This is a genomic window from Limihaloglobus sulfuriphilus, assembly GCF_001999965.1.
GTDB lineage: Bacteria > Planctomycetota > Phycisphaerae > Sedimentisphaerales > Sedimentisphaeraceae > Limihaloglobus > Limihaloglobus sulfuriphilus.
Map to the genome: position 1 here is coordinate 3,561,497 of NZ_CP019646.1, position 18,129 is coordinate 3,579,625.

Below are 18,129 nucleotides of genomic sequence, written 5' to 3' on the forward strand. Positions count from 1 at the left end.
CGAGCAATTATAAGCTAAACTAACGAACCCGTTCTTTACGACAAGTGAATAGCGTCTCTTCCCGGTAAGACAAAAGAATAAGAGATGGCAAAGTTTGTATAGATGTTGATGATATGCTTAAATTTGCCTTTTAAATCCTTTCTTTTGCCTTGCAGGGTGGTCGCCTGAGGTTTATCCACCGCAGGCACCCCCTGTAATTTTGCTCTAAAGTAGTGCAAGCGTCCCCGCTTGTCAGTGTCAGGCTGGAAGCCTAACCTACTAAATGTCAACCGAGGACGGTTGACCTACGTGAGCGGCAAAAGAAACAGAGACACTGTAACGGGAATTACAGATGTCCATACAAAGGATAAAAAGGCTGATTGTAAGCCGGGATAAGAGATAATTAAAACAGCGGTTGGGAAACCGCTTTCAAATGGGAATAAAACGGGAAAGCTCTATGGCTTATCAAGCCTGGGCATATGTCGGACTTCAATGTACCTTCTGATTGCATTGGGAAAAAGAGATAAGATTCATCAACCGTTCCGGGCTCGGGAAAGTCCGGGACGGGTTAGAATCTTAAAAGATTGTTTTTGAAAAGTGAATACTGTACTTCTCTGATAGAAAAGAACAGACGATTGTGTAAAACGCCTGAGGTATCGGGAAATACCATCGGGCGGCGATAGTACCGGATGAAGAAAAGCCGGTAATGTTTGAAAAAGTATATGCTGTGCTCTTCTGATTAGCAGCAGGGAAAAAGAGATTAGATTCTAATCCGGCCCGGGTTCGGGAAAATGCGGGCCGGTAACGAATCTCAAAATTAAAATTGAATAAACTTTAGATTCAGCTGATCATTCTGGATCAGAGAACGGCTTATGCCGCACGGCTTTTCGGGTGTTGAAAAGCAGGGAAGGCTTTTTAATAAAGGCGGCATAAAAAACTGTTCTTAAAGTTACGTGAGTGCAATAAATGGGTGTTCACAACTTTGATCGTCGCAGGGGTAAAACTATGCGGCTAAAAAAGAGCTGCCTGTTTATGCGGGCAGCTCTTTTTTTAATTACGAATTACGAATTACGAAAATCCGCAGATTATCGCAGATTTTAAAAAGTTAAGATTTATGTAGGACAGGCATCCCTGCCTGTCGCTATTGTGTCGGCCAGGGATGGCCGACCTACGCAGAATAAAGATTTGTAGAGAAAATTCACGAATTTTCTCAGATTTAGATAAAGCTCTTTGATAAGTTAAAAATTGAAAAGTTAAAGATAATTACCTTGGTAAATTTTCTGAATGTGATGAAAAGTACAGATGAAAATCGGTTCAGAGATTTATCAAACGACTGCCGGCGGATGCAGCGTGTTGCTGCGTTTTTATAAACAGCCGGATGTCGCGATAAATTTATTTCACGGAGGATTGAAAAATGAAAACTAAATTAAGTGTAATTGTAATGGCTCTGGCGATTGTTTCGTCTCAGTGCTCAGCTATTGTCGTTGACGGCAGAGCAGATGGCAGGGCAGAGGGTTATAACTTTCAGGCATTTATCCCTTCTGTAGCCGCTGCTCCGGCAAATGTCTTTGCGGAGATGTATATCGGCCAGCAGGGAAGCAGCCTGTACCTGGCGTTTGTGATACCTTTGAACTATACAGACAACACGTATGGCGCCAATACTGACCCAAGCTGGCCCCAGGGCAAAGGGCACCTGTTTAATGACCTGATCCAATCCGACCAGATGGTTCTGATGGGAGATTTCAACGGCCAGTCAATTGATACGACGATTGACTATCTCGAAGAAAAAGAGCTTGGCGTTGGAACGGATATCTACGAGGCTCCGATCATAGAGAACAGCGGTAACGAAGTTGCCGGTTTTGTAGTCGAGGCAGCCACCTCGCTTGAGTACAACCTCGAAGAGATACTCCAGCTTACAGAGCCGCTGCCGGTGATTGAAGGAAAGCCTAATAGCTCGGATCAGCCGGACTCGCCGTCAGACCCGGCCTCAATAGGCTGGATAATGCGAAACGTCTATGAGATGCGGATTGAGCTCGGCTCAGATGAGCTCGTGATCGACGAGTATGAGGGATTTATAAACGGCCTCTCCCTGTATGTCGGCGAGCTTCACGCTTCCCCGTCGAAAGACGCTTCAGACTGGAACAACCAGCCGCCAAACGATGGTTGGGTGCCGCTGAATCCGGTACCGGAACCGGCAACGGCTATAATCTTCGCTATCGGCGGTTTGCTGATACGTAGGAAGAATTAGGAATTACGAATTACGAATTGAAAAATAAGAAATAAGATAATCCGCAGATTACGCAGATTACCGCAGATTTTAAAAGTTAAGATTTATGTAGGACAGGCATCCCTGCCTGTCGCCTTTGTGTCGGCCAGGCATGGCCGACCTACGAAGAATAACGAATTGTAGAGAAAATTCACGAATTTTCTCAGATTGAAAATTAAATAAACCAGAATTAATTTACCATGAAGAGCATGAAGGACATTAAGTAAATAAGAATTAAAAACTTCAATACCTTCAATAACTTCATGGTTAAGAAATTAAAAAGTAAACAAGTTTTTCACGGTGATGGGATTGCCGATGAAAAGGTGAATTTTAACAATCGAGCATAAGCTCATAATAGGGAAATTTTTATGAAAAAGGCATTACTTGTATTGACAGCATTGACAGTTTGTTCACTGAACGCGGCTTTAATCACTCAGACGAAGACGTTTTCAGGTAAACCGAATTATACTAAATATCTGACTTATGACCAGTTTGATGATGACGATGGAACTCTAAACTCTATTGAAGTCATTTTCACCCTCAACGTTGATGGTGGAATATTGACTGTAGATAATGACAGCGATAATCATGCAGATGGAACTTTTGAGTTTGGAGCCAAAGGGGTTATTAATTCTGAAGATGTTATTCTATCTTCTGGTTTTGTACATGTAACAGGTGAGCTCGAATCTGTAAACTCTGGTAGCTTTTCTTTGGAAGCCAACGAAGGAGATGGCACTGGAGATTATAGTTCGGCTGCACCCGATGGCATGAGTTATGACGGAGAGGCTGCAACAGATTCCGGTTCGGGCTTGGTTGCAGTTGGTGCATGGTCAATGGGGACAACCGGTTACCTGGGCACATCAACTTACGATATAGAGGTTGACATAACACAATGGCAGGATTACGAAGGTGATGGTGGGATTGAGCTGGGCTTTACTCCGGTTGACGCAGACGGTGAAGTAACTGTTAAATACGACTACACTGTACCCGAGCCGGCAACAGCAATAATCTTCGCTATCGGCGGTATGCTGATACGCAGGAAGAATTAAGAATTGTAGAGAAAATTCACGAATTTTCTAAATTAAAAAGTAAATAGACGGGTAATCCTGTCAAAAAGAATTTAAATATGAGATTTATCTCCGTGATCTCCGTGTCCTCCGTGGTAAAAAAAGTTAAACCACAGAGTACACAGAGGGCACTGAGAAAAAAAAGAACAAACTTTTACCATGAAGAGCATGAAGGACATGAAGTAAATAAGAATTAAAAACTTCATTAACTTAATGGTTGAGAATTAAGAATTTAACGAATCAGCGAAAATCTGCGAAATCTGCGGATATAAAAAGTTAAGAGTTTAAACAACTAAACAAATGAATAGACAAACAATGATTAAGAAATTGAATACATTCACAGTTTTGCTAACTGTTCTGGCCTGCGGGTATGCCTTCGGGGCACCCTATGTTGATGAAGCCTTCACGGGAACAACCGCACCTGACTGGACTTTTGTAACCGGCCAGGGCGACGGGCCCTTCCTTACAGCCACCGACACCGCAAAAACCGGCGACACTGACGGCGATGGCTGGCTGCGGCTTACAAAAGACCTGGACAATCAATCGTCCTTTGTCTATTACAACAACGCCATCTCAACAAGCCAGGGCATGATTTTCACGTTTGACTTTGTTATCTGGGGCGGCAGCTCCGGTTTGGGAGACGGTCTCACGCTGGCTATTTTTGACGCAGACGTTACAGCTGATGCCGGCGGATACGGCGGGTCTCTGGGGTATGCCCAGCGAGATGGAGGAATTGACGGGCTCGCCGGAGCGGTTGCGGGTTTTGGTTTTGACGTATTCGGCAACTTTTCCAACCCGACCGAAGGCCGCGAAGGAGGCCCCGGACAGCGGCCCGATGCAATCGCAGTAAGGGGCTCTATGGGTGATACCCGCAGCGACGGCTACGAGTATGTGACAGGTACCGATACTTTAGAGGATTTTGCTACATCAAGCGCTAATTCAAGAGACGATGCAGTTATACATACAGTTAAGATAACGATCACAACAGATAAAGAACTTACAATTGAATGGAAGCCCGAAAATGACGAGTGGGCGACGCTTATAGATGCGTACCAGTGTACTTTGGACTGCCCGGATCAGGTTAAGTTCGGATACACCGCGGGTACGGGAAGTGCGACTGCAAACCATGAGATCAGAAACCTCTCGGTTACCGCAGTCCCGGAACCGGCAACGGCGATAATCTTCGCTATCGGCGGTATGCTGATACGCAGGAAGAAATAAAAATTACGAATTACGAATTACGAATTACGAATTGAAAAATAAGAAATAAGATAATCCGCAGATTACGCAGATTACCGCAGATTTTAAAAGTTAAGATTTATGTAGGACAGGCATCCCTGCCTGTCGCCTTTGTGTCGGCCAGGGATGGCCGACCTACGAAGAATTAAGAATTGTAGAGAAAATTCACGAATTTTCTCAGATTGAAAATTAAATAAACCAGAATTAATTTACCATGAAGAGCATGAAGGACATGAAGTAAATAAACTAAAAACTTCAATAACTTCAATAACTTCATGGTTGAGAATTAAGAATTTAAAAAATCCGCGAAAATCTGCGTAATCTGCGGATATAAAAAGTAAATAGTTATCTTACAGGCACGGCCGGCGGCAGAGCAGCAGAAAACTAATGCCTATTGCCTATTGCCTAATGCCTGTAAAAAAAGTAAATAAGTTTTCCACGGTGAATGGGATTGCCGCGGAAAAGGGAAAATTTTAACAAATGGGCAAACGGCCCAAAATTCGAAAGGATTTTATTATGAAAAAGACACTCACAGCACTTACAATTTTATTAGCCGTATCAGCGGCACAAGCGGGGTTTCTGTACTGGAGCTTTACAGGCCCGGACGGAGGCGGAGACTACACGGTTGACCTTAACTGGGATACCACAGCACCGGCCGAGTGGGATTATGTAGAGTACTCAGCATTAAACGATAATCTTACGGAATTTGCCATAAAAATTTCAACTGAAAGCAGTGGTGTCACTCTGAGTAATTTTGTTTTTGGGGATTTCGATACAACATGGGCAGTAAATTGGGACGGTGAAAAAACGTCTTTTGGCACGGCGTTAGATGCAAACGGTGTAAATGGTATGCTGATCCAGTTTAAATACACTGGTCCTGATAATGTTACTCTTAACGTAGAAGGTATTGATACTACCGGAAGTGCTATTGCAGATTCTGATGAAAACATAGTTTACTTTGGCAATTCTGCCGCAGGCAGCGTTGTAGTCCCCGAGCCGGCAACGATGGTTATCTTTGGCCTTGGCGGGCTTGTGCTGAATGTAACAAGACGCAAAGCGTAATCAATTACGAATTACGAGTTACGAATTGAAATGCAAATAACCCGTCACTTGTTTCACTTTTCTAATATTTAGAAAAACAAGTGACGGGTAATCCTGTCAAAAAGAATTTAAATATGAGATTTATCTCCGTGATCTCCGTGTCCTCCGTGGTAAAAAAAAGTTAAACCACAGAGTACACAGAGGGCACTGAGAAAAAAAGAACAAACTTTTACCATGAAGAGCATGAAGGGCATGAAGTAAATAAAATAAAAACTTCAATATCTTCAATATCTTCAATATCTTCATGGTTGAAATTAGAAACTAAGAATTACGAATTGAAATACAAAGAGACAAAATTTTATTTAATTTCAAGAAAGGAAAGTGAGCTAACCAGGATGAAAATGAATTTAACGACAATGTGTTTAGCAGTAGTAATAGCAATCTGTTCGGCAGCGCTGGCAAACCCCGATTATACAATCACCCTTACCGCAATGGCAGATGGCAGCGGTTTGGGTTATAATTCAGGTTCTACTTATGATTTTTCTTTCGTTCTAAATGGTTCGAGAACAGAGTCGAATAATGATACCTTTGATGATACGTACAACTCGTGGTTTTCAGCAAATACAAGTGATGACCCTTTATATCTCGACATTTATGGTTCAGGCTTATCAGGAACTTACCAAAGGCCAAATGGCGCTTCTAACGATCCGCAAGAAAATGTTATTGTTAACAGTAATGGCCTCGATATAAGTGTAAATGCATATGAAACTGATGACTTAAATCTAACCACGCTTGATGGCAACAACATTGATCCCATTATTACTGATTACTTTTTGTTATCCGGAGTAACATTAGATTATTCAGACACCTCTTACGTATCTCCCGAAACGTACTTTGCTGATTACCTTGGGCAGTATAGCGTTTCCGGCAGCCCAACTCTAACGTTGATGACCACAGGACCGGATGCATATTTTGATATCAATTCTGTAACCATCACCCCCGAGCCGGCAACGGCGATAATCTTCGGCCTTGGCGGACTCTTTATCCGCCGCAGACGAACATAAAACTTAAAACTTTTTTACAAGGAGAACAAAAATGATGTATTATTTAAGGAATTTGATGTGTTTGTCTGTGCTAATCGCTTTGCTTCTTGCAGCCCCCGCCTTCAGTGCGTACACGTTCGAAGGCAGCAATGCAATGAAAGACTGGGACGGAGATAATGAGACTAGTCCTTATGCAATAGATGATTGGTCTGATGTTGACTCAGACGACGAATTGCAGATTGGATACAACAGCTGGGGCAAACTTACCGGCGACGGCGGTTCTGGAACGGTTTATAATACTAATGTAGGCAATAACGGCGAGGGTGAAATGGTTCTTGCTGGAAGCAGTACAGATTTTACAAACACTAACATTTTTGCCGTGGGTAAGTTTGATAGCGGAGAGTTATCTGTCTCAAACGGAGCGTCTCTTAGCGTTACTGAGGGCTTGCAGGTAGGATATCAGTCTCAGGGAATTATGACCGTTCACGGCGGAGACGTGTTGGCTGGAAGAATTCGTATGAATGATTCTTTCAATGCTGAAGGCAGCAGCCTTACAATCACAGGCAGCGGTACTGTATCAGCATCTGCGATTTATCATGATAACAATTCCTCCTCTATGACCATAGAAGACGGAATAGTTGATGCAGAAAATATCTATGCCTATGGAGGGACATTTGCAATTAACGTAGGCCTTTCCGGGACTTTAGCACTTGGCTGGGGTTTCGAGGATAATATGAGCAGCTTTCTGGTGAATATTACTGCCTTCAATGATTCAACCATAAACCTCAATCTCTGGGATGGCTCGGATTATGTAGATTATTCTGCGCTCACTGAAGACGTGGATTATCAGGTAGAAGACGGTGAGCTTACAATCGTCCCCGAGCCGGCAACGGCGATAATCTTCGGTCTTGGCGGGCTGATGCTTCGCAGGAAGAAATAGAAATTACGAATTACGAATTACGAATTGAAAAAATAAGAAATAAGATAATCCGCAGATTACGCAGATCATCGCAGATTTAAAAACTAAATAAACCAGAATTCATTTACCATGAAGAGCATGAAGGACATGAAGTAAATAAAATAAAAACTTCAATAACTTCATGGTAGAAATTAGGAATTAGGAATTAAGAATTGAAATACAAAGAGACAAAATTTTTATTAAATTTCAACAAAGAAAGAGAGCAAACAAAGATGAAAATGAATGTAATTACAATATGCTTGGCAGTAGCAACGATGTTAACGGGTGTATGCGTCGCCGCGAATACTTCCATAGATTTTGAAGGTGCTGCTGTTGGTACCAACAACGCGGCAGACCAGATTGGCGGGCGTTTAACAACCTGGGGTAACAATCCCGGGGGCACTTACGATGCAAACATTGCTGATGACCCTGCAGCGGGCAGTTCAGGCGAGACTATGTATCTGGCCAATCAGGATGATATGTTACTTTATCTTGGTTCTTTAACGAATATACAAGAGATTGATTGGACTACAGCCGCGACAACCGCTACCGGCACAGTTAATATCAGCTATGATATATATGCAGGAAATGGATATGCCTATTGGAATGTACAATCATCAAACTTAAACTCTAACGATTGGTCTATTGAAATTGAATACGGTAAGGACGGAACTGGTAATACAAATAAGAGCGGTATCTATTATTATATTGGTGATATTAATAATTATACAGAATCTGAAAATGTTGTCTTTAATCAATGGGTTACTGTTGAGCAGGTTTTGAATATTGATGATGGAACATACACCATGAAACTTGATGACGTCGAGGTTCTCTCTTTAGGTTCAAGCGATGGTTTCACCTATTATGACGGTCTCCTGGGGATAGATTTTTATGGTTACGATGCTGACAGTGATTACTATGTGGACAACATCGCTTTCAATTTAGAAACCACGGTTCCAGAGCCAATGACAATGGCGTTTCTCGGCCTTGGCGGACTGATGCTTCGCAGGAAGAAATAAAAATTACGAATTACGAATTACGAATTGAAAAAATAAGAAATAAGATAATCCGCAGATTACGCAGATCATCGCAGATTTAAAAACTAAATAAACCAGAATTCATTTACCATGAAGAGCATGAAGGACATGAAGTAAATAAAATAAAAAAACTTCAATAACTTCAATATCTTCATGGTTGAGAATTAGGAATTTAACGAATCCGCGAAAATCTGCGAAATCTGCGGATTAAAAAAAGTAAATAACGTATAAAGTAAGTTTTCCACGGTGAATGGGATTGCCGCGGAAAAGGGAAAATTTAACAAGCGGGCGAAACAAGCCCGGAATTCGAAAGGAATTTAATTATGAAAAAAACAAACATACTATTACTGATTTTTGCTGCCCTGGCGGCGGTTAGTGTCAACGCTGCTTTGATCACAGAGCAGAATTTTGACGATGCGGGATGGGATTTTACCGCGGTACCGGATGAGAGTATCGGCCATGAAGAAATTTCAGGATTTTTCTTCATGAATTGGGGCGTTACGGATCTTGTACCTATAGATTCTGATGCCACTAATACCTTAACCGCCGCAGATGACAGTGATTTCTGGGGTATAAGGAAACTTGCAGATTATGCAGAATATACCGCTGGGGTAACAGTAAATCCTACCGATTTCTATTTAGAGTTTGACAGTGTGGATATCAGCGCATACACAGGTGTTGAGATTACATTTGACTATGCAATAGCAGAAGATTACGCGGACGGATATATGGCTTATCAGGTAAGCCTTGACGGCGGTCAGACTTGGGAAAACGCTGTAGAAGTATCTATTGCAACCGGTGCCTGGACAACGGAAACAATATCAATCGCAGACAGCGTTGATGATGTAGCCTTGCGGCTAATCTCTGATGATACTCTCAGCTATCCCGGTGCTGCCGGCTGGGACAATGTAGAGCTGATCCCCGAGCCTGCAACGATGGTAATCTTCGGCCTTGGCGGACTGATTCTAAGTGCTACAAGACGCAGAAATGCTTAATCAATTACGAATTACGAATTAGGGATTACGAATATAACAACTATGAGCGAAGCGAAGTTCTTCGTCACTTGTTGGCAAAGCCAAAAAAGAACAAGTGACGAATGCCGCAATTCTTAATTCTACATTCCTAATTCCTAATTAATTATAAAATAACGATCTGCCTGCGGTTTGAACCGCCGCGACAAAAAGCCTCACTAAGCAGCATTTGGGCAATGTATTTAAAGCTGGTGATAAGCTGCGGCGGGATTTGAGCCCCGGCAGACGCTCTTGTGAAAGTAAGTCCTTATGGGCTTAAAAGAAGTATTACGTAAGAAGCCTTGAGGGGCTGGTTTTAAAGCCTCTCTGGTTTTCTTGCATGTCAGAAAGAAACGTTAGCGGTAACTATACTGAAATCTGACAAGAAGAATATTAAGAATTGTAGAGTAAATTCACGAATTTTCTCAGATTGAAAAAGTTAAGATTTATGTAGGACAGGCATCCCTGCCTGTCGCCTTTGTGTCGGGCTGGAAGCCCGACCTACGAAGAACAAAAAGTTTAAAATTAAGAATTTAACAAATCCGCGAAAATCAGCGCAATCTGCGGATATAAAAACTAAACAAGAACTACAAGAAAGAGATTGATTTGAGAACACGAATAAGCAGCAGACTCTCTAAAGCGGCTATTGTAATGCTGGTATTTTCCGCCGGCGCATTTGCCGTGGATATTGTTAATTACGGCCCGTTTGCGTGCCATTTTTATAACCAGAACGATGATGGCGGCTACGGTTATGTCGGAGCGGCGGACTGGACGGATACCCAGAAACAGGACGTTGAGGCGGGCATAATGACCTGGGCCTCGAACATTGCTAATACCGCTCCGCGTCAGTTAAACCTGCATATTTACTGGCAGAACCTTGAAGGTGCACAACTCGGCGGTGCCGGCAGCAGCGTTTATTATAACGGCACGTACAGTGCCAGCATGACCGAATATGTCTGGCGCCATGAGAATAATTATACAATCAGCGGGCCTGACGCTCTGATTGTATACGATATTGACGCGGCTTCAGATTACAAACCGGAGGACCAACCTGATTATGTCTCGCCGATTGCCGGCTGGAATTTCGGCTCTGAGCAGCCTGCGGATGACGAGATAGATTTTCGGGGCACAGTTACCCATGAACTTGGTCATTTAGTGGGCTTTTCATCTTCTTATAATCTGAATCTTAACCAGTTTGGAACCGCTGGTGACAGTGAAAGCTGGCAGCAGCGGGGGCTTAGCGCCTGGGATTTGAATTTTGTTGACGACGACGGCGAAAGGCCGCAGGTAGCTGTAAGCTGGGACGAGCAGACCAATGTAGATGTTCAGGCCGACGAAGGAGATTCTACGAGCCTCTACTGGGACGGAGAGAATGCGGTTGCCGCAAACGATGGTGAGCTTGTTCAGATATTCGCCCCGACTGAATATCTCCCCGGCTCGAGCCTTTCGCACCTGAACTATGACGCCGGATCAGTGTATCCGGGCAGCCTGATGAGTCCATATGTAAGTACAGGGATCTCGCCTCGCGAGCCTAACGAAATCGAATGGGCAATGATGGCAGATATGGGCTGGACAATAGTCCCCGAGCCGGCGACGATGATAATTCTGGGTATTGGCGGGCTTGTGCTGAATGTAACAAGACGCAGAGCTTAATCAATTACGAATTACGAATTGAAATGCAAATAGACATGATTAACAAGATAAACAAGATTTTAATAAATAAAAACTAATCCTGTAAATCCTGTCCGCTAAAATTAAGAATAATAAGCAGGGCAAGCTTCCAGCTTGCCATTACCAAATATCAGGCAGGATGCCTGACATGCGAAAACCAGAAAATGTAAACAGAAACTATTTGAAGGAAAACGACCTATGAGAAAAACACTTTTTATCGCAGTGGCAATTTTAATCGCGGCAGCAACGGCGCAATCTGCGGTAGTATGCTCCAACATAGACAATACTACTGACGTCTGGGCTAACACTTGGGGATTTACGGTAACTCAGCAGTTCACGGTTGATTCCAACCCGGAAACAATCAAAACTGTTAGAGTTGCATTTGATATCCATGGCACAGCGGCATCTTTCTCTTCCGAGGGCGGAACCTTGTCTATTTATGCTAATGACCGTTCAACAAAGCTCGGTGATTTTACAACAGGTGACACTATTTACAACGGGACGAACGAATTTGTCAACAATTCCGGTGTTGCTCTATCAGCAAATACAAGTTACTGGGTATTTGTTTCAGGTTTTTACGCAGGTGTTGACTTAACAAACAACGCCTCACAGGCTGGCTGGGCGATCAGAGACAAGATAGACTACTCGTCAGACCCTTTCCTCGGTGCAATGAAGATTGAGCTGGACACCGTTCCTGAGCCGGCGACGATGCTTATCCTGGGTCTTGGCGGGCTTGTGCTGAATGTAACAAGACGCAGAGCTTAATCAATTACGAATTAGGAATTACGAATTGAAATACAAATAGACATGATTAACCCGTCACTTGTTTCACTTTTCTAATATTTAGAAAAACAAGTGACGGGTAATCCTGTCAAAAAAAATTAGTAATTAAGAATTGTAGAGAAAATTCACGAATTTTCTAAATTAAAAAGTAAATAGACCCGATTGACAAGATAAGAATATTTGAGATTTGAAATTTTAGATTACAAATTTAATCCTGTAAATCCTGTCAAAAAGAATTAAATTTGAGATTTATCTCTGTGATCTCCGTGTCCTCCGTGGTAAAAAAAGTTAAACCACAGAGTACACAGAGGGCACTGAGAAAAAAAGAACAAACTTTTACCATGAAGAGCATGAAGGGCATGAAGTAAATAAAATAAAAACTTCAATAACTTCATGGTTGGAAATTAGAAATTAAGAATTACGAATTTAAAATACAAATAGCCCGTCACTTGTTTCACTTTTCTAATATTTAGAAAAACAAGTGACGGGTAATCCTGTCCAATAGATTTGAAAATAAAATAACGATCTGCCTGCGGTTTGAACCGCCGCGACAAAAGGCCTCACTAAGCAGCATTTGGGCAATGTATTTAAAGCTGGTGATAAGCTGCGGCGGGATTTTGAGCCCCGGCAGACGCTCTTGTGAAAGTAAGTCCTTATGGGCTTAAAAGAAGTATTACGTAAGAAGCCTTGAGGGGCTGGTTTTAAAGCCCCTCTGGTTTTCTTGCATGTCAGAAAGAAACGTTAGTGTAAACGCTCTTTTTGAAAGAAGTTTAAAACTGAATATAGTTAGCGGAACAGATACAGTTCTGCCGTTTTCGCCTCCGCGGCGGCTTTGACTCTTTTGCTCGCGGGCGATAACGGGTGTTTTGTGCGTGCGCATTGTGTTTAAACGCTGCGGGTTCCGTTGCGTGTGATACGCGTATGTCTCTGCCTAAACTGTTGTCTGTACTGTTTTTGTAAAAATAAAAAATATTTTATTGTAATGTGACATCATAATGTTTATGATGATACATAAGAGATTGTAAAAGTTTTTTCGAAAGGAAAAGTGAGAAAATGAGAAATTTATTGATTGTGTTGATTATTGTCTGCCTTACTATCAGCGCGGGCGCGGGGTTAATCCTTAACGGTTCATTTGAAGCTCCAGTTATAGCAAATAACAGCTTTACGCAGTTTGATGAAGGTGAAACTATTGATGACGCGGGCGAATGGCTGGTAATCTCGGGTGAGGTTGACCTTGTAAGACAGGGAACCATTCACGATGGATCCCAGCGGCTCAGCCTCAACGGCTTAAATCTTGGCGGCAAGATAGGCCAGGAGATAGCAACCGTTGAAAACCAAATCTACAAAGTAACCTACTGGTCTTTGGACAGAGACTACGCTTTCACAGTTGGCGTTGCTGAAACTTCCGACGGCAACTATACCGAATTCGAAAATGTTGATGTTACCTCATCCAGTGACTGGACTTACAAAGAATTTGAGTTTACCGCTACCGGTGCTGCGACCTGGGTGATTTTTGAAAGCAATGTCAGCGGCGATACAGGTGCCGGCATAGACCTGGTTGATGTAGAGCTGGTTCCCGAGCCGGCAACGATGCTGATATTTGCTCTTGGCGGCCTTCTGCTTCGCAGGAAGAAATAAGAATTGTAGAGAAAATTCACGAATTTTCTAAATTTAAAAGTAAATAGACAGGATTAACAGGATAAACAAGATAAGAATATTTGAGATTTGAAATTTCAGATTGCAGATTTAATCCTGTTAATAAATTTAAACCTTCGTTGAAATGCAGTAAACGCGGGAAAGAGATTGATATTGTGCACCGCAGAGGGTTAAAAAAGAGGGAAAAATACTGATGAAAAAAATGGTTTTAATTACAGTTGTGTCCTGTGTGGTTTTGTACGCAAACGCAGGTCTGATAGTCAACGGCTCATTCGAGGATCCTGACATCAGCGGTGATTACACTGCGGATATAGCCGGACCAATGGGGCCGTGGCAGGTATTGGCAGGAGTTGACTTGATCGACGATTACTGGGTTGCCTCAGATCTGGATCAGAGCGTTGACATGAACGCTTCTGGCCCCGGCAAGATTGCCCAGTCTATTGCTACACAGGTTGGCGGACTTTACAAAGTTACGTTTGATCTGGCGGGTAACCCCGAGCTGGCCCCTGATACCAAGGACCTTCGTCTTGGCGTTGCAGATACGGCTAACGGGGCATACAATGCTTCTTACGATTTCAGCTTTGATGCGTCAAATACCGATTTTACCAATATGGGCTGGACAGACAAAAGCTGGCAGTTCACTGCAACAAATACAACGACATGGATTGTATTTCAGAGCCTGACTACCGGGGCATGCGGGCCGGCAATTGACAATGTCGATGTAAACCTGGTTCCAGAGCCGGCTACGATGCTGCTTCTGGGCCTTGGCGGTATTCTGCTTCGCAGGAAATTGAGCTAATAGTCGTTAGACAAGATTCATAAGATAAAACAAGGGCAGGCTTTTAAAAACCTGCCCTTGTTCATGCGCGAATATACCGGTTTTAATACGGGATTTAATGTTGTCTTTTTGTCGCGTTTTACCTTTGTCTTTGAGCGGCAGCCCGCTGCTTTTTGAGGTGTATCTGTATTACGGTGATATCCGCCGGGGTGATTCCGCCGATGCGTCCGGCCTGGCCGAGGTTATCCGGTTTGATTTCTGTTAGCCGCTCTTTGGCTTCGTAACGCAGATGCGAAACATTATAATAATCAAAAGCAGGGGGTATTTTTATGTTCTCAATGTTCCTGAAACTGTCTATAAGTTTCTGTTGTTTTTTTAGATAGCCCTGGTATCTGGCATCAATAAGCACCGATTCGAGTATCTCGGGTCTGGGGGCTAATTCTTTGATGAAGTCCTCATCTGCGAGGTTCTCGCCAAGCGGGTGCTGGTGCTGTCTTAGCAGCTGCCATAGTGATGAGCCGCCGCGTCTGGTGTGCTTAAGCCAGTTTTCGATCTCTGCGATAGTCTGGATTTTTTCTGTAAATCGTTTTTCCCGGGCCTTCTCCACGAGTCCAAGCTCAATACCCAGGCCGGTGAGCCGCCTGTCGGCATTGTCAGCCCGTAATGAAAGGCGGTACTCCGCCCGTGAGGTAAACATCCTGTACGGCTCGACGAGGTGCCGCGTCAGCAAATCATCAATCATCACACCAATATACGCCTGATGGCGGCCGAGTGTAAACGGCTCGCTGCCGCGTGTTTTCAAAACGGCGTTTACCCCCGCCATCAGCCCCAGTGCCGCGGCTTCTTCGTAGCCGCTGGTTCCGTTTACCTGGCCGGCGAGGAACAGGCCGTCTATTTTCTTGGTTTCCAGGTTGATTTTCAGCTGCGTCTCCGCAGGGCAGTAGTCGTATTCGATGGCGTAGCCGTAGTGAACTATCCGTGCATTTTCAAGCCCGGGTATCAGCGAGAGCATCTTTTCCTGAACGTCTTTGGGTACAGAAGTGCTTATGCCGTTGGGATATATTGTTGCCTGTGAGCGGTCTTCGGGCTCGAGGAAAATCTGGTGCTTATCTTTCTCTGGAAACCGGACGATTTTGGTCTCTATACTCGGGCAGTAACGCGGGCCGGTAGAGCCGATCTGGCCGGTATAAAGCGGCGCTCGCTCGAGATTGTCCCGCAGTAGTTTATGGACATCGGGGTTTGTAAAGGTTATCCAGCAGGGAATCTGCTCGGTGTCTATCGAATCGTTCATAAAGGAAAACGGCACAGGTTTTTCGTCGCCGGGCTGTATCTGCGTTCTGGAAAAGTTCACCGTCTTTGTATCCACCCTTACCGGCGTGCCGGTCTTGAGCCGCTCAACGGTAAGCCCGAGTTTTCGCAGGCAGTCGCTCAGCTCGTTGCTCGCCGGCTCGCCGCGTCTGCCGCCGGCTATCTGTTCGGTGCCGATGTGCATCACTCCGCGAAGGAATGTGCCGGCTGTAATAACTGCCGTTTCGCCGCGGAACACCCTGCCGTCAAGGGTTTTAACGCCGATGACTTTGCTGTTTTCGGTTAAAATCTCAGATGCGATACCCTCGGCGATAGTGAGGTTTTTCCGGTCGGCAAGATAGCTCTGTATCGTCTGCTTGTATTTTATTTTATCCGCCTGCGCCCGCGGGGATTGAACCGCCGGGCCCTTTGAACGGTTAAGCAGGCGGAACTGCAAACCGCTTGCGTCTATCGCCCTTGCCATAAGTCCGCCAAGGGCATCGATTTCCCGGGTAATCTGGCCCTTGCCCAGCCCCCCGATAGAGGGGTTGCAGCTCATCTCGCATATATTTTCAAACTTCATTGTAATAAGCAGTGTCTGCGCACCCATCCTCGCCGCGGCGTCTGCCGCTTCGGCGCCGGCGTGTCCGCCGCCTATTACGATGCATTCATAATGTTGTTTATCAGGCATGTGTTTTGTTTTGTGAGTTATATTTATAAATTTTCAACAGCGGCTATAGCGATGGCGGTTGCCGCCGCGAAGCCCTGGTCATGGGTAATGCTTATTGACACTTGGCAGATACCCATCTGCCCGGCCAGCTCAAGTGCCCTGCCAGACAGGGTTACCGAAGGCGCGCCGAGATGATCGTTTGTGATTTCGATATCCGTCCATTTCAATCCGTCCCGCAGACCGGTTCTGAGCAGTTTGAGTACGGCCTCTTTGGCGGCGAAACGTGCCGCGAACGTTTGGGCGGTTTTTTTTGATTTTCCGGCATATTCAATCTCTGCCGGCGTAAAGACCTTTTTCTTGAAATGCTCACCGTGCTTCTCGAGCATGGACTGTATCCTGGAGATAGATGTCAGGTCTATTCCGTGATATATTTTGAGTTTGTCGTTTAAAGATGACATACAGGTCTTACCGGCTGCGGGCAGACTGGATTGACGTGATTATTACATAAGCCTGGTCTGCGCAGAACATTTTGAATGATTCGACACCCTGAATATTGGACTGCTTTATCAGGTTCTGTGTATATTCCTGAATTGCCTCGTTTCGCCTTTTTTCAAGTATCATCGATTCCAGCCGTCCGTAAACATCATCAAGAGGTGTGTATTCTTCGAGCTGTTTCTGTTTCATCTTGAGTATGAATACATTGTCGCCTTTCTCAATGATACGGGAAATCTCGCCCGCGTCGAGCCTTGCCAGCTCATCATCAATAGCGTTATACGGTTCTGCAAGCGAGCCAATCTCGTTGAGCTTCCAGTAGCCGCCGGATTCGGCCTTGATGCCGTTTGACATTTCAGTAACGAGTTTTTCAAAGTCCTCGCCGCTGACCGCTCTGTGGTATATCTCTTTGGCCGTCTCGAGCGCCTTTTGTTTTGGGTTTTCAACACCCTCTTTTCTGAATTCGTCGGCCTTTATGTGTGCCATGTTGAACTCGATGAAGGTCTCTAAGGGGAACAGCTCATCCCTTGTTTCCATATACATTTCTACAACTTCATCGCGGGAGACTTTTTCATTAAAAATGAGTTTTTCGCCCAGGTAACTTTGTATTACCATCATTCGTTTCTGATAATCCCTGAACGTTTTCCAGGTAAATCCGTTTCTCTCAAGTACCTGCTGTGCTTTGTAATAGTTGCCGCCGTTATTGGCTACAAATTTTTTCCGCTCATGTTCAACCGCTTTGTCCAGTTTGCCCTCATCTTCAAATATCTCCGCCGGCACAGAGGCCTTCGCGGCTGAATACAAGAGAATATCTCCAATCTTCTGATCGGTTATCATGTCTATAAACGGTCTTGCCTGTTTGCGGAACTCCTGGAGGTCTGGATCTTCAGGCAGGGCAGTTGTGTTTATATTCTGCAAAAATTCCCTTACTATTTCGTCCGAGCTTATGACCTCGTCCTTAACCGCGATTGTCAGGCTGCCGGTCGGTTTGGGCAGGTCTGTCCGCTTTGAATACGGCAGGTTTTTGAGCTCTTGGTCTGTGTATTTCTGGTCTTTCTTACAGCCGGAGATACCAAACGCGGTCAAAACAGCTAAGGACAGCAGTAAACATTTTAAGATAATTCGCGACATAATAAATTCCTTGGGATATAT

Annotated in this window: 15 protein-coding genes; 12 read left to right on the forward strand and 3 right to left on the reverse strand. The window is 44.2% G+C overall.

Going from position 1 to position 18,129, the window contains the following annotated elements:
* Window positions 1-1,393: 1,393 nt before the first annotated feature.
* From SMSP2_RS13665 to SMSP2_RS13720, 12 genes are all read left to right on the forward strand, one after another.
* A complete protein-coding gene (locus SMSP2_RS13665; protein WP_146684589.1) occupies window positions 1,394-2,227 on the forward strand; it encodes a PEP-CTERM sorting domain-containing protein in 834 nt (277 codons plus the stop codon).
* A 386-nt stretch (window positions 2,228-2,613) separates the two neighbouring features.
* On the forward strand, window positions 2,614-3,294 hold the full coding sequence (locus tag SMSP2_RS13670) for a choice-of-anchor E domain-containing protein (protein WP_146684590.1): 681 nt from the start codon (window positions 2,614-2,616) through the stop codon (window positions 3,292-3,294).
* Window positions 3,295-3,612: 318 nt separating this feature from the next.
* Window positions 3,613-4,533, forward strand: coding sequence for a PEP-CTERM sorting domain-containing protein (locus tag SMSP2_RS13675; protein ID WP_146684591.1), 921 nt, complete (start codon window positions 3,613-3,615; stop codon window positions 4,531-4,533).
* Between the two features lie 534 nt (window positions 4,534-5,067).
* Complete coding sequence (locus SMSP2_RS13680) at window positions 5,068-5,613, forward strand: PEP-CTERM sorting domain-containing protein (RefSeq protein WP_186804748.1); 546 nt, start codon at window positions 5,068-5,070, stop codon at window positions 5,611-5,613.
* A 380-nt stretch (window positions 5,614-5,993) separates the two neighbouring features.
* Entirely contained in the window at window positions 5,994-6,656 is a 663-nt protein-coding gene (locus SMSP2_RS13685; protein ID WP_186804749.1) for a PEP-CTERM sorting domain-containing protein, read from the forward strand.
* Between the two features lie 31 nt (window positions 6,657-6,687).
* Window positions 6,688-7,575 carry a PEP-CTERM sorting domain-containing protein gene (locus SMSP2_RS13690; protein ID WP_146684594.1) on the forward strand — a complete coding sequence of 296 codons (888 nt, stop codon included), beginning with the start codon at window positions 6,688-6,690 and terminating at the stop codon, window positions 7,573-7,575.
* Between the two features lie 251 nt (window positions 7,576-7,826).
* The gene (locus SMSP2_RS13695; protein WP_146684595.1) at window positions 7,827-8,612 is read left to right on the forward strand and encodes a PEP-CTERM sorting domain-containing protein; all 786 of its coding nucleotides are present in this window, start codon (window positions 7,827-7,829) and stop codon (window positions 8,610-8,612) included.
* Between the two features lie 341 nt (window positions 8,613-8,953).
* Window positions 8,954-9,625, forward strand: coding sequence for a PEP-CTERM sorting domain-containing protein (locus SMSP2_RS13700; protein WP_146684596.1), 672 nt, complete (start codon window positions 8,954-8,956; stop codon window positions 9,623-9,625).
* 621 nt (window positions 9,626-10,246) lie between these two features.
* Window positions 10,247-11,293, forward strand: coding sequence for a PEP-CTERM sorting domain-containing protein (locus SMSP2_RS13705; protein WP_146684597.1), 1,047 nt, complete (start codon window positions 10,247-10,249; stop codon window positions 11,291-11,293).
* 216 nt (window positions 11,294-11,509) lie between these two features.
* Window positions 11,510-12,076, forward strand: a complete 567-nt coding sequence (locus SMSP2_RS13710) for a choice-of-anchor R domain-containing protein (protein WP_146684598.1) — start codon at window positions 11,510-11,512, stop codon at window positions 12,074-12,076.
* Window positions 12,077-13,147: 1,071 nt separating this feature from the next.
* The gene (locus SMSP2_RS13715; protein WP_146684599.1) at window positions 13,148-13,732 is read left to right on the forward strand and encodes a DUF642 domain-containing protein; all 585 of its coding nucleotides are present in this window, start codon (window positions 13,148-13,150) and stop codon (window positions 13,730-13,732) included.
* Between the two features lie 211 nt (window positions 13,733-13,943).
* Complete coding sequence (locus tag SMSP2_RS13720) at window positions 13,944-14,549, forward strand: choice-of-anchor C family PEP-CTERM protein (RefSeq protein WP_146684600.1); 606 nt, start codon at window positions 13,944-13,946, stop codon at window positions 14,547-14,549.
* Between the two features lie 118 nt (window positions 14,550-14,667).
* On the opposite strand, the gene mnmG is transcribed toward SMSP2_RS13720, so the two are convergent.
* The 3 genes from mnmG to SMSP2_RS13735 are packed head-to-tail and all read right to left on the reverse strand — an operon-like array spanning window position 14,668 to window position 18,108.
* Window positions 14,668-16,506 carry a tRNA uridine-5-carboxymethylaminomethyl(34) synthesis enzyme MnmG gene (gene mnmG, locus SMSP2_RS13725; protein WP_146684601.1) on the reverse strand — a complete coding sequence of 613 codons (1,839 nt, stop codon included), beginning with the start codon at window positions 16,504-16,506 and terminating at the stop codon, window positions 14,668-14,670.
* Window positions 16,507-16,529: 23 nt separating this feature from the next.
* Complete coding sequence (gene acpS, locus SMSP2_RS13730) at window positions 16,530-16,943, reverse strand: holo-ACP synthase (protein WP_146684602.1); 414 nt, start codon at window positions 16,941-16,943, stop codon at window positions 16,530-16,532.
* A gap of 7 nt (window positions 16,944-16,950) precedes the next feature.
* Entirely contained in the window at window positions 16,951-18,108 is a 1,158-nt protein-coding gene (locus SMSP2_RS13735; RefSeq protein WP_146684603.1) for a peptidylprolyl isomerase, read from the reverse strand.
* Between the last annotated feature and the right edge of the window lie 21 nt (window positions 18,109-18,129).